Genomic DNA, 13,064 nt, shown 5'->3' on the forward strand with positions numbered 1-13,064 from the left:
ATTGTGATGGCGTCAGAGCGGATTGAACTTGCCCTTGGGCCCTGCCTCTTCAACTGGCCGGCGGGCCAGCTTCTGGATTTTTATGCACGCATTGCCGATGAAGCCGAGATCGACCGCGTCTATTTGGGCGAAGTCGTCTGCGGCAAGCGCATGCCGTTTACAGATACTGTGTGGCCGCAAGCTATCGAACGACTGGAAAGGTCCGGCAAGACAGTGGTGTTGTCTACCCTTGCGCAGCCGGTCAACAAGCGCGAACGCAATATTCTGAAGCAGCAAGCAAGTTACGACATGCCGATTGAAATCAACGACATGTCCCTTTTGCCATCCAGAGAAGCCCGTCCGTTCACGGCTGGTCCTTTCCTGAATATCTACAATGAGGCCAGCCTGGCGTTTATTGCAAAACAGGGAGCGGTCTCCTGGTGTCCGCCTGTCGAACTTCCCCTGGAATCCATTCAGCAGATTGCAGCGCTTGTGCCCGAGGTTGCGATTGAACTTTTCGCGTTCGGCCGCTTGCCGCTGGCGCTTTCGTCGCGCTGCTATCATGCGAGAGCTCATGGTCTCAGCAAAGATTCCTGCCAATTCATTTGCGAACGGGACCCTGATGGAATGAATGTGGCAACACTCGACGGTGAGCGGTTCCTGGCCGCGAACGGCATCCAGACGCTTTCTGATGCCTGTCACGTTGCAGCCCTGACCAGAGACCATCTCAACACATCAGGGATCCAAAGACTGCGCCTGTCGCCGCACATGTTGGACATGGTTGCCGTCAGCAATGCGTTTCGTGAATTTCTGGATGGGGCCCTGGATGCAGCAGAGCTCGAGGCGCAGCTGGAAGGACTAGAGCTGCCCGGTCCCTTGTGCAACGCATATCTGAAAGGGGAAGCGGGATGGAAAAAAACATCTCTTCCGGTTTGAATTCCGGAACTTATGAAAAAGAGCATAACCTGATCGAGCAGATCCACCGCGAGCTGTCGGGACTGGACATGCCTTGCAGCTGCAAAACCGAACTTGATCGCACGATTGTAGCGATTGAGGCCTGGCGGCAAAACAAGGCGCGCAAGGAACTGGTCGACAGCATTCGCGAGGATTATCACAACCTGGTTTCCGGCATCTCGTTTCTGACCGAGTTGGAAAAAATCGACCGGCTCGAACTCACACCGGAAGAACTTTACGATCACGCCGAAAGCCTGAAGTTTCTGGCGGACCTTGCAGACCGGTGCGCGGACCGGCTGGTCGGTCTGTCGACCATTTCAAAAATCATGAAATAGCAACGCGTTTTTTCGGGGGAAACGCAAGCCTTCGCATCAAGCAAACGGATCGATACCGATGAGATAGGGATGGAGGCCTGCGAGCACGAAGTAGGTTACAGAGGCAAGCAGCGCTCTTATCAGCAGGTTTTGCCAATCAACATCATGCACATTTTGAACCTGTTTCATCGCTTGCACCAGTCTCAACCAGTCAGGGCCCATTTCGCGCTGGCGGCGCTTGTCGATCATCTTCATGCCAAGCAGCGAGAACACTGCAAATGCGCCAAACAGGATCACATGCGCCAGATTGCCATTGGGAACCAGATGGGCTGCTGACCAGACCAGCAGTGCCGCAAGAACCGGATGACGGATCCATTTGACCAAGCCGGGTTTGGCTGGGTCGAACCGATCGTTCCGCATTCCGCCGAACGAAAACGGATTTGGCACGCCGACGCCGAATGCCAGAATCACGCAAAACGGTATCATCGCAATGCGCGGCACCCAATTCTGCCATGGAGCCCATGCCCAGATCTCAACAAAAGGTGCATCGCGGGCTGCAACAATCAGCCACCAGAGGATCGCCAGAGACAGAACCGAATAGCAGATTGTGAAACCGGCAGGTGTCAGTGCCCTAACGAGAATGGGGCGCGCAGGCGGGCGAACAAGAACCATGTGAGATGCGAAAAAAACCGCAAAGGCAACGATATAGTTGATCCAACCGGTTTCGGTCATTGAAGTTTCCATACCTTGATTCTGACTGCGGTCGTCTCCGGCATACCCGCAGGCTTGACCACTTTCACCAATTTAAAGTCGTCGGTTTCAGATCAGCTTGACGATGATCAAGAACTTCACGGCTCAGGCCTGTGACCATGTGGCTTTGTTGAAACGAGCCGCTTTCAGGCTCCTGAACCGACTGCAGTCGGTTTTGCATTCAAGAGACCGCTTCATGGCCGCTACCGTCCAATCCAGACGCCCCAAATTCAAGAGCCGTTTTCCGACCGTTCTGACTGCCGGGTTCCGGTTCTTCTTTCTTGCTGCCGGTCTGTTTTCCGTCGCAGCAATGGCCGTCTGGACCCTTTGGCTTGCCGCTCTTGCTGGTGGTGATACGCTGGATGTCCTGCCTGTTCGGATGATGCCCTACCTTTGGCACGCCCATGAGATGATGTTCGGCTATACGACGGCAGTGATCGCGGGTTTCTTTGTTACCGCGGTTCCGAACTGGACCGCAACCGAGGAAGCTGGACCCCGCTTTGTCACGATATGCAGCGTGATCTGGCTTTCGGGCAGGATGGCAATCTGGTTTTCCGCTTGGCTTGATCCGTTTCTTGTGGCCGCAGTCGACCTTGCGTTCATTCCGGTCCTTTCCACGGCCATACTTGGCCGGCTCACGCAGAAGTCACAGCTTCGCAACGCAATTTTTCTGCTTTTGCTGTGCACGTTATTTGCTGGCAATCTCTTGATGCATCTCGACTGGGTCGGTTGGAGCACCGATCTCGCAGAAACAGGCGTTCGCCTTGGCATTTTCACAAGCGCAGCCATGATTGCCATTATTGGCGGCCGCGTCATTCCGGCCTTCACCCGCAATGCCCTGAACAGAGAAGGTTACTCAGGTGCCCTGCCTCAATCCTACGGCTGGCTTGATCGGATCGGCATACTTTCCGCTGTGTTGACGGCTCTGGCAACGCTTCCCTTTGTGCCGCCCTGGGGGCTTGGCGCACTGTGTCTTGTTGCCGGAGCGGTCAACCTTGCCCGGCTGACCGGCTGGCAAGGAATGGCGACACGAAAAATCCCATCCTCTGGATTTTACATGTGGCGTATCTGCTGCTTTCAGCAGGCTATCTTGTTTACGGAAGCACCCTGGTGTTCGGGATATTAAGCGAAACCGCATCGCTACACCTTCTTGCCGCAGGTGCGATCGGATGCATGACGCTCGCTATGATGACACGCGCTTCCCTGGGTCATAGCGGCAGGCCGCTCGTGGTGTCGGGGCCGATTGTTCTCGCGTATCTCATGGTTATAGGGGCTGCGGTTTTTCGGACCTTCGGCACGATGTTCTTCGACTATTTCCCGGTGATGTTAATATCGGGAACACTTTGGCTGCTGGCGTTTGCCGTGTTTGCCTGGGTCTTCTATCCCATTCTGACCAGACCAAGGCCTGCGCGCCAGAGCAGCTAGGGAAACTCCCAACAATTCCAACCACATAATCGCAAGCGCAAAAACACCCAAGCTAGCTTGACTATCGTCAAGTAGCTTTCGTGCGACATCACCGAAGATCGGCACACCAAAAACAAGTTGTGTGTCGGAGCGCTTCACGTGCGTCCACTGTTTTATCATTTCAGCTTTCAGACGCTGTGCGCAGCCTTGCTCCTGGTTCTGGTCCAGGTGTCTGCCGCACAGTCTGCCGGCCCCCTTGTGACAGGCTTCCTGGAAAAGGTTCAGGTGAGTGAACTTGTTCCGGACGCCGACAGCTATGGTGTCTTGCGAGACGACTTTCCTATCGTCCCTGCTTTAAAAGCAGGAGAAACGATTGGCTGGGTGTTTCTTACCTCCGACTTCGTGTCGACGACAGGATATTCAGGCAAGCCAATTCACACGATGGTCGGTGTCGATCTGAACGCGATCGTGACGGGCGTTCGTCTGGTCAAACACTCCGAACCCATCGTCCTGATCGGCATTCCAGATTCCAAAATCCGCGCCGTGACGGAAGGCTATGCAGGTCTTGATCTGAAGGCGGAAGCGGCCAGCGGCGGCTCGGCTCACGATCTGGACATCATCTCCGGTGCGACTGTCACCATCATGGTGATTGACGATTCCATTGTCCGCTCCGGACTGAAGGTGGCGCGCGCACTGAGCCTTGGCGGTCTCGTTCCCGAACTTGCAGATGAAGGACCGCAGAAGGAAATCGACCCCGGCCTTCAAGAGGTTGCCGACTGGTTGACCCTGACAGGTGATGGATCGGTGCGGCGCATGTCGCTCGACATCGCGCAGATCAACAATTCGTTCGAGCTTCAGGGCGATCCGCGCGCAATAGCCCGGCCTGAAGGCGGGCCGGAAACAGATACGTTCATCGACATGTATCTGGCCCTGGCCGATGTGCCCTCTATTGGCCTCTCGCTCCTCGGCAAAGCGGAATACGACAACCTGAAGAAACGCCTGAAGGACGGCGAACACGCCCTCATCGTCATGGGGCGTGGCCGCTATTCCTTCAAAGGCTCGGGCTATGTCCGTGGTGGGATCTTCGACAGGATCCAACTCATTCAAGACGATATATCCGTCAGGTTTTTCGACAAGCAGCAGGCGCGTATCGGCGAAATCGCCGCCGATGGCGCACCGGCTTTCACCGAAATGGACGTATTCATCATTCCGGCCGACACAGAATTCGATCCGGCCAAGGATTTTCGCCTGCAGTTGTTGGTTCAACGTGCAGTCGGACCGATCGACAAAGTGTTCCTGACGTTTGATCTCGGTTACCAGTTGCCGGACCAATATTTGAAAACGATCGCGACAAGCACGAGTGCGAGCGATGCATCGGCACTCCAGCAAACCGGCCTGTCGGACGATCAGGCAGCTGTTCAGGCCCTTTGGAAACGGATCTGGCAAGACCGCAAGTCCGACATCATCGTGCTTGCAACAGCCATCGGCATTCTCACGCTTGTCTTCTTTTTTCAAATGCAGGTCACCCGGAACGAGAAATTCACTTTCTGGTTCCGCATCGGTTTCCTGACCTTCACGCTGGTCTGGCTGGGATGGATGCAGAGTGCGCAGCTGTCTGTCGTGAATGTGATGGCCTTCTTTTCCTCCCTCACGACCGAATTCAGCTGGAACGCATTCCTGCTGGATCCCCTGGTGTTCCTGCTGTGGTTCTCGGTGGCAGCAGCATTGCTGTTCTGGGGACGGGGGGCCTATTGCGGCTGGCTCTGCCCCTTCGGCGCTTTGCAGGAGTTGACCAACCGGTTGGCAAAGCTTTGCCGCATCCCTCAGATCGAGGTTCCCTGGGGTCTCCACGAGCGCATCTGGCCGCTCAAATACATGATCTTTCTCGGCCTGTTCGGACTGTCACTCTATTCGCTGGACGCAGCAGAGCACTATGCCGAGATAGAGCCTTTCAAGACCGCCATTATCCTCAAGTTCCAACGGGCCTGGCCGTTTGTCCTTTTTGCAGTGGCGCTGCTGGTCGCAGGGTTGTTCATCGAACGGTTCTATTGCCGCTACCTTTGCCCACTCGGGGCAGCCCTCGCCATCCCGGCCCGGCTTAGAATGTTCGACTGGCTGAAGCGCTACCGCGAATGCGGCAACCCATGCCACCGCTGCGCCAAGGAATGCATGGTCCAGGCCATTCATCCCGAAGGCAACATCAATCCCAACGAGTGCCTGAACTGCCTGCATTGCCAGGTGCTGTATCAGCACGATCAGAAATGTCCCGTTTGCATCAAAAAGCTTGCGAAAAGGCGGCGATTTGAGGTGCAGACCGGGCTGCGCAAACCGGAGGAGAGCGCCAAAAGCGCGAAGCCACTTCCGGCTGAATAACCTTCAAACGGCAAATAAGGAGAGCAGCCATGAAGGAGAAAGAACAACATTGGGGCATGTCCCGCCGAGACTTGTTAGGCGGTACCGCCAAGACTGCGGTCGTCGCAGGCATGGGAGCTGTCGCTGCGAGCGGCGCAACTCCGGCCCTTGCGGCTGATGGTGATCACAAATTCGCACTCGCACCGGGCGAACTCGATGAATATTACGGCTTCTGGTCCTCGGGCCAGACCGGCGAAGTGCGCATTCTGGGTGTTCCGTCAATGCGTGAATTGATGCGCATACCGGTTTTCAACCGCTGCTCTGCAACCGGTTGGGGGCAGACCAATGAGTCGCTGAAGGTTCTGACCGAAGGACTTCTTCCGGAAACCAAGGAATATTTGGCTGCGCAGGGCAAGGTCACCTACGACAATGGCGATCTGCACCACCCGCATATGTCCTTCACCGACGGCACCTATGACGGTCGTTACATCTTCGCGAACGACAAGGCAAACACCCGCGTTGCCCGCATCAACTGCACGACGATGAAGTGCGACAAGATCATCGAGATCCCGAACGCGCACGATATCCATGGCATGCGGCCGCAAAAGTATCCGCGCACAGGGTACATTTTTGCCAATGGCGAGCACGAAGCACCGCTGGTCAATGATGGCTCCGTCCTAGATGACCCGTCACAATATGCCTGCATCTTCACCGCAATCGACGGCGATGAAATGAAAGTCGCATGGCAGGTGATCGTCTCAGGCAATCTTGACAACACCGACGCTGACTATCAGGGCAAATACGCCTTCTCCACCAGCTACAACTCGGAAATGGGAACAAACCTCGCCGAGATGACCGAAAGCGAGCTGGATCACTGCGTCGTCTTCAACATCAAGGCGATCGAGGAAGCCGTTGCAGCCGGAAACTACAAGGAAATGAAGGGCGTTCCTGTTGTGGACGGCCGTAAGGAAGCCAATTCCCAGTTCACCCGCTACATTCCGATCCCCAACAGCCCGCACGGCTGTAACGCGGCACCGGACAAGCAGCACATTGTCATCAACGGGAAGCTGTCCCCGACGGTGTCCATCATCGATGTCACGAAGCTGGATGCGCTGTTCAATGACAATGCCGATCCACGTTCCGCGATTGTCGGCGAGCCGCAACTGGGTCTTGGCCCACTGCACACGGCATTTGACGGCAAGGGCGGTGCCTTCACCACGCTGTTCCTGGACAGTCAGGTCGTCAAATGGGACATCGACAAAGCCGTTCGCGCTTATGCGGGCGAAGATGTCGACCCGATCATCTCCAAAGTCGATGTTCATTATCAGCCGGGACACAATTCCACATCCATGGGTGAGACCGCGGAAGCGGACGGCAAATGGCTGATTTCGATGAACAAGTTCTCCAAGGACAGGTTCTTGAACGTTGGCCCGCTGAAACCGGAGAACGAACAGCTTATCGACATATCCGGCGACGAGATGAAAGTCGTTCATGACGGGCCGACATTCGCCGAGCCGCATGACAGCATCATCGTTCACCGGTCGAAGGTGAACCCCGCGATTGTCTGGGACCGCAATGACCCGAGCTTTGAGGATGCGAAGAGACAGGCCGAAGCCGATGGCGTCGATCTGGAATATGGCGCTGACGTAATCCGTGACGGCAATAAGGTTCGCGTCTACATGCATTCGGTCGCGCCAACCTTCAGCCTTGAGAAATTCACGGTAAAGCAGGGCGACGAAGTGACGGTCTATGTCACCAATATCGATGACATCGATGATCTAACTCATGGCTTCTGCCTGGCAAACTATGGTGTCGCCATGGAAGTCGGACCTCAAGCGACGGCTTCGGTCACTTTCATCGCCGAGCGTCCCGGTGTTCACTGGTTCTATTGCCAGTGGTTCTGCCACGCACTTCACATGGAAATGCGCGGCCGGATGTTTGTCGAGCCCCGAGGAGCCTGATCCATGCGCTGCGTCCTGTCCAAACCGGTCGGATCATTGACCCTTCTTTGTGCTGCATTGCTGGTCTGCGGACCGCTTGCTGCAAAGGAGTGGCTTGTCCCGGCCAAACAGGGCGCCTTGCAGGAGATCCTGAAAGATACGCAAGCCGGGGACACTCTCCGGCTTGCGCCAGGCGACCATTCCGGCCCGGTCGAGATTGACAAGGCGATCACGCTGGTCGGTGGCCGAAACGCGCGGATCATCGGAAATGGAACGGGAAGCGTCATTACGGTGCATGTTCCCGATGTCCAGATACTGGGCCTGACACTCACCGGTTCGGGCCTGTCACAGGAAACACTCGATGCCGGCGTCAAACTCACCAAGAAAGCTCATCGTGCGGTTGTGCGTAACAACACGATCCTGGACAATCTGACAGGCGTCGACGTGCATGGTGCCAGGAATGCGATCGTTTCCAACAATTTGATTGAAGGCCGCCGTGATCTGCGCATGAACGAGCGCGGGAACGGTATCTATGTCTGGAACGCTCCGGACCTGCTGGCAGAACACAATACCATCCGCTTCGGCAGAGACGGTGTCTTCGTCAATACCAGTCATAGAGACACTTTCCGCTACAATCATTTTGAAGGCCTCCGCTTCGCCATTCATTACATGCACGGCAACAGTGGAACGATTGAGGGCAACACCTCGAAGGACAATGACATCGGCTACGCGCTGATGTTTTCCGACCGACTGACAGTCAAAAACAATGTCTCGGTTGGAGACCGCAACCATGGTCTCATGTTGAACTACGCAAACCGGGCCAAAATCACCGGAAATCAGGTTTCCGGCGGCGGTGAAAAATGCCTGTTCATGTATAATGCCAACAAGAACACCGTCACAGACAACAGTTTCGAAGGCTGCCCGATCGGTGTTCATTTCACAGCCGGTTCGGCCAAGAATGCCTTCCAGGGGAATGCGTTCATCGGCAACAAGACCCAGGTTAAATATGTCGGCAGCCGCATGCTCGACTGGAGCACAGGCGGTAAAGGCAACTACTGGAGCGACCACGCTGCCTTCGACATGAATGGCGACGGCCTGGCCGACACGGCCTACCGGCCGAATGATCTGGTTGACCAGGTCCTTTGGACCCAACCTTCGGCAAAATTGCTTGTCGGCAGTCCCGCAGTTCAATTGCTGCGCTGGACCCAGTCCCAGTTTCCGGCCCTTTTGCCGGGCGGCATTGTCGACAACGCCCCTCTTATGCATCCGCCGGTTCGGCCCATGCCAAATTCGGGAGTACAGGGATGATCAGCAACTGCCTTTCTGTCCAAGGCGTCAGCAAGCACTTTTCCGCACAAAAGGCGGTGGACAACGTCACCTTCTCGCTTCAACCGGGAGAGCGTGTTGCACTTCTTGGCCACAACGGCGCTGGTAAAACCACACTGTTCAAGATTGTGCTGGGCTTCCTCAAAAGTGAGGAAGGTGCCATTTCCATACTGGGATCGGGCCCGGGAAGTGCACCCGCGCGCAACGTGACGGCCTATCTCCCCGAAGCCGTCGCCTTTCCGCCGTCGCTGACAGGCAGGGAAGTGCTGTCCTTTTACGCCCGTCTCAAAGGGCAACGGCCTGCAAAGGCACTACCGTTGCTCGACAAGGTTGGACTGTCAGATGCTGCCGGGCGCCGTGTCGGCACTTATTCCAAGGGAATGCGTCAACGGCTTGGATTGGCGCAGGCACTTATCGGCAAACCCCGGCTGGTGCTGCTTGACGAACCAACGACCGGGCTTGATCCCATTTCCCGACAGACTGTCTATGAACTCATTGGCGAGATTGCAGACCAGGGAGCAACTGTTCTGTTGTCCTCCCACGCCCTGACCGAACTTGAGGCCCGGACGGATCGGATCCTGATCATGTCCAAAGGCCGTCTCGTCGCCGATGATGCGCTCAGCAATTTACGTGAGCAGGCGGGTCTGCCCATCCGGATGAAAATCAGGACAAGACCTGGCGCTGTTCAGGAAGTTGCAGCCCAACTTGGCGGCGGTCGCATGAATGGGCGCTCGGTGGAATTCGACTGTGGACTTGACGACAAGATCAAAGCTCTCAGCGCCATAAGCGCCCTTGGAAGTCTGGTTGAGGATGTCGACGTGCATGCGCCCAGTCTTGACGACGTCTACCGGCACTTTTCCAAAAGCGCGCAAAAGGAGGCTTAAGCGATGCTCTCCAGAATCTGGACCCTTGCCGCTCAGGAAATCAGGATCGGCATCCGCAACAGATGGATTCTGCTCGCGACACTGATCCTTGCGGTGTTTTCGCTCGCATTGGCGCTTCTTGGATCAGCACCGGCAGGCACACTTGGCGTGGATCGATTGACCATCACCGTTGCGTCCCTGGCCAGTCTCTCAGTTTACCTCGTGCCTCTGATCGCCCTGCTTTTGGCTTTTGATGCGATTTGCGGCGAGATCGAACGTGGCACGTTGCTGATGACGCTGTCCTGCCCGATTTCCCGGACCGAGTTTCTGGCCGGGAAAGCGCTTGGTCATACGCTTGTGCTGACCTTTGCGCTCGTCATAGGTTACGGACTGACAGCCGCGCTTCTCGTCACCCTGGGTGCCGGGTCCGTTGCAGGTCTTCCCGATTTTGTCCGTCTGATCGCGACCTCAGTGTTGCTGGGTGTGTCCTTTCTTGCCATTGGCTATGTCCTGAGCGCGCTGACCCGGCAACCGGGAACGGCAGCTGCCGCGGCCATAGCCGTTTGGCTGATCATGGTTGTTCTTTACGATCTGGCACTGCTTGGCGCTCTCGTTGCCAACCCCGGTGGAACCTTTGCCTCAGATCTCTTTCCCTATGCGGTGCTTTTGAACCCGGCGGACGCTTTCCGGCTGTTCAACCTTGCCGCGCTTGGTGCAAGCGAACTGGTTGGCGGCATGGCCGGGGTATCTGATTCCCTACCCTTTGATCCGGCTTTCGCGCTTGTTTCACTGACGGTTTTCGCCGCTCTGGCGCTCAGCCTTTCCGCCTTGCTTATTCGGAGAATAACACCATGAGAATACAGATACTCGCGCTTGCAGCGGCCTGTCTTCTCGCAGCCTGCCAGGAAGAGGTCCAGATCGCCAAACCAGATGCGATCACGCTGACACCTGAAGCTGCCGGCCACTATTGCCAGATGACCGTTCTGGAGCATACCGGCCCCAAGGCGCAAATCCATTTGACGGATATGCCCTTCCCGTTCTGGTTTACGCAGGTACGAGATGCAGTGGCGTTCAAACTGTCGCCGGAAGAACCTAAAAACATAGCTGCGATCTATGTGAATGATATGGATAAGGCAAAGAGCTGGGAGGAGCCAGGATTTGACAATTGGATCGAAGCTGAGAAGGCCTGGTTTGTTGTCGAAAGCAAGCAGACCGGCGGAATGGGGGCGCCCGAAACGATCCCGTTCGGTACTGAAGAGGGTGCAAAAACATTCGCGGAGACAAACGGAGGCCACGTCCTTCGCCTTGCTGATATCCCGGCTGAATACGTTCTTGCACCGGTCGAGCTCTCGTCAGCCTCACAACTGAAGAGAGACGAAATTGAAGGTGTGCAGCGATGAGTCGGTCTAATGCTGCAGCCAGGCCGCTGAGCCGCCGCCGTTTCATCACCATCAGTGCTGCCGCTGCTGCCGGTGTGGCCATTCCCCTGGGAGCGGTCGGTGCTGAACCCGATCTTCACACATGGCGCGGGATCGCGCTTGGTGCGAAAGCGGAAATCAATCTGCTGCACACCGACGCTGACAGAGCCCGACATCTGTTTTCTTCGATCGAAGGAGAGATCCGACGCCTGGAAGGCATTTTCAGTCTCTACCAGCCGGACAGCGAGTTGAGCCGTCTGAACAGCACGGGGCTGTTGTTCGCCCCGTCTTTGGAAATGCTGGAAATCCTCAGCCTGTCGCAAAGGCTGCATCGCGCGACGGAAGGTGCCTTCGATCCAACGGTCCAGCCGCTGTGGGGCCACTATGCGCGGCAGGTTGCTGGAAATCAGACAAGTGATTTCGCGGCGGCATTTGCTCGCGTCGGCTTCAATCATGTCCAGATCCGGCCGGGCGAAATCAAGTTCAGAAAGTCCGGCATGGCAATGACACTCAACGGCATTGCGCAGGGTTTCGTCACCGACCGCATCGCCGCATTCCTGGAACGAGAAAGCTGCGGGGACATAGTGGTTGAAATCGGCGAAATTGCAGCTCGTGGGACCGCTCCCCAAAGGATGCAACGGGGAGAAACTGGATGGCCGGTCACCCTTCGTCCCGACCCGTCTTTGATCGACGCACAGGCAGAAATTCATCTTGCCAACGCTGCGGTTGCAAGTTCGGCGCGGCTGGGGACGACATTCGACCAGGGTGGATCGCGTTCCCACATTCTGGATCCAAGAAACGGCCATCCAGTCGATACCGGTCTTGCCGCAACAAGCGTCGTCGCCCCCAGTGCGGCATTGGCGGACGGACTGTCGACGGCAGCGCTCGTCTGCGGTGAAACCCAATTGCGGCAAGCGTTGACCGGCTTCCAAAAGGCACGTGCATTCATCGTGCGTGAAGACAGGTCCACAAACTGGCTGGCAACATAACAACTCGCGAAAACGAGACGGCCACGCAGGCCCGTAATCTTTTCTTGGGTGTCAATTAGCGGGACAGCTATCCACGCAACGCGCTGCCTCTTGCGACCCGCGCAATCATGGCCCAGACAATCGTTCTGAACATCATGGCCAAGACTGTCCTGAACTCGTATGCGCCACCCAGCATAACGTGCACTACAAAAGCGATGAGCACCATTGCTGTGCCTGCAAAGATGGCAATCGACAGCCAATATGCCCATCGTTGTTGTCGCAACAGTCCATAGCCTGCGACCACATATGAGAAGCCGGCAAGGAAATTGAACCACAGCACAAAATGAACAACGTTTCCGGCCGCCTCCATGGCTGCACTACCACCGAAAAGAACAATTCCGCCTGACAGGACAGTCATGAGGCCGAAAACAATCGCAAAGAGTGCAACAAAAACTGAAGCGGGACGTTTCGACTGAGTATCCGTCATGGTCAGCTCCCTGTCGGTGCGAAAAATCTGTGATCCTTTGTAACTTTCGAGCGTCAGTCCGAACGTTGATTGCCGTCTGCTTCATCCATCAACCCGCGCACCCATTTTGCGGCCGCCCAGGTTGCCGGAATTCCAAGGGGTATACTGATCCAGATCGATGTCATTGGAGACAAAACAGGCAAGCCAAAGGCCTTGCCCATGAGGCTCAGCAAAAAAAGATTGATCGCAACCGCAGCTGCGGAGAAAGGGTAGAGAACAACAGCCAGCTTCTTTACCGACCAGGTTCCGTCTGTCTGTGTCATTGGGCTT

The 13,064-nt window shown here is 56.1% G+C and carries 12 protein-coding genes and 1 pseudogene; 10 read left to right on the forward strand and 3 right to left on the reverse strand.

Features of this window, described 5'->3' with window-relative positions; all coding sequences use genetic code 11:
• The first annotated feature begins 6 nt into the window (after positions 1-6).
• Entirely contained in the window at positions 7-915 is a 909-nt protein-coding gene (gene ubiV / locus ACZ1HV_RS12665) for a ubiquinone anaerobic biosynthesis protein UbiV (RefSeq protein WP_472718276.1), read from the forward strand.
• Entirely contained in the window at positions 888-1,268 is a 381-nt protein-coding gene (locus tag ACZ1HV_RS12670; RefSeq protein WP_472718277.1) for a hypothetical protein, read from the forward strand. The genes ubiV and ACZ1HV_RS12670 overlap by 28 nt, the downstream gene beginning before the upstream one ends.
• 36 nt (positions 1,269-1,304) lie before the next feature.
• Here the strand turns inward: ACZ1HV_RS12670 and ACZ1HV_RS12675 are convergent, their stop codons facing one another.
• The gene (locus ACZ1HV_RS12675; RefSeq protein WP_472718278.1) at positions 1,305-1,979 is read right to left on the reverse strand and encodes an NnrU family protein; all 675 of its coding nucleotides are present in this window, start codon (positions 1,977-1,979) and stop codon (positions 1,305-1,307) included.
• A gap of 328 nt (positions 1,980-2,307) precedes the next feature.
• Between ACZ1HV_RS12675 and ACZ1HV_RS12680 the strand changes: the two are divergent.
• The 8 genes and pseudogenes from ACZ1HV_RS12680 to ACZ1HV_RS12715 all read left to right on the forward strand — a co-directional run bounded on the left by ACZ1HV_RS12680 (position 2,308) and on the right by ACZ1HV_RS12715 (position 12,289).
• Positions 2,308-3,422: pseudogene (locus ACZ1HV_RS12680) on the forward strand (NnrS family protein).
• 138 nt (positions 3,423-3,560) lie between these two features.
• Positions 3,561-5,774 carry a NosR/NirI family protein gene (locus ACZ1HV_RS12685; protein WP_298964823.1) on the forward strand — a complete coding sequence of 738 codons (2,214 nt, stop codon included), beginning with the start codon at positions 3,561-3,563 and terminating at the stop codon, positions 5,772-5,774.
• Positions 5,775-5,803: 29 nt separating this feature from the next.
• The gene (gene nosZ, locus ACZ1HV_RS12690; RefSeq protein ID WP_298817705.1) at positions 5,804-7,714 is read left to right on the forward strand and encodes a TAT-dependent nitrous-oxide reductase; all 1,911 of its coding nucleotides are present in this window, start codon (positions 5,804-5,806) and stop codon (positions 7,712-7,714) included.
• A 3-nt stretch (positions 7,715-7,717) separates the two neighbouring features.
• Positions 7,718-9,001 carry a nitrous oxide reductase family maturation protein NosD gene (locus ACZ1HV_RS12695; RefSeq protein ID WP_472718279.1) on the forward strand — a complete coding sequence of 428 codons (1,284 nt, stop codon included), beginning with the start codon at positions 7,718-7,720 and terminating at the stop codon, positions 8,999-9,001.
• On the forward strand, positions 8,998-9,903 hold the full coding sequence (locus ACZ1HV_RS12700) for an ABC transporter ATP-binding protein (protein WP_472718280.1): 906 nt from the start codon (positions 8,998-9,000) through the stop codon (positions 9,901-9,903). Before ACZ1HV_RS12695 ends, ACZ1HV_RS12700 begins: the two co-directional genes overlap by 4 nt.
• Before the next feature lie 3 nt (positions 9,904-9,906).
• Positions 9,907-10,737 (forward strand): ABC transporter permease, encoded by an 831-nt coding sequence (locus tag ACZ1HV_RS12705; RefSeq protein ID WP_298983051.1) that lies wholly within the window; start codon positions 9,907-9,909, stop codon positions 10,735-10,737.
• On the forward strand, positions 10,734-11,282 hold the full coding sequence (locus ACZ1HV_RS12710) for a nitrous oxide reductase accessory protein NosL (RefSeq protein ID WP_298817702.1): 549 nt from the start codon (positions 10,734-10,736) through the stop codon (positions 11,280-11,282). Before ACZ1HV_RS12705 ends, ACZ1HV_RS12710 begins: the two co-directional genes overlap by 4 nt.
• Positions 11,279-12,289, forward strand: a complete 1,011-nt coding sequence (locus tag ACZ1HV_RS12715; RefSeq protein ID WP_472718281.1) for an FAD:protein FMN transferase — start codon at positions 11,279-11,281, stop codon at positions 12,287-12,289. The genes ACZ1HV_RS12710 and ACZ1HV_RS12715 overlap by 4 nt, the downstream gene beginning before the upstream one ends.
• Positions 12,290-12,356: 67 nt before the next feature.
• Here the strand turns inward: ACZ1HV_RS12715 and ACZ1HV_RS12720 are convergent, their stop codons facing one another.
• Positions 12,357-12,755, reverse strand: a complete 399-nt coding sequence (locus ACZ1HV_RS12720) for a hypothetical protein (protein WP_472718282.1) — start codon at positions 12,753-12,755, stop codon at positions 12,357-12,359.
• 53 nt (positions 12,756-12,808) lie between these two features.
• Positions 12,809-13,057 carry a hypothetical protein gene (locus ACZ1HV_RS12725; RefSeq protein ID WP_298964803.1) on the reverse strand — a complete coding sequence of 83 codons (249 nt, stop codon included), beginning with the start codon at positions 13,055-13,057 and terminating at the stop codon, positions 12,809-12,811.
• Between the last annotated feature and the right edge of the window lie 7 nt (positions 13,058-13,064).

The sequence above is a fragment of the Roseibium sp. JB4-4 genome (genome assembly GCF_055693425.1).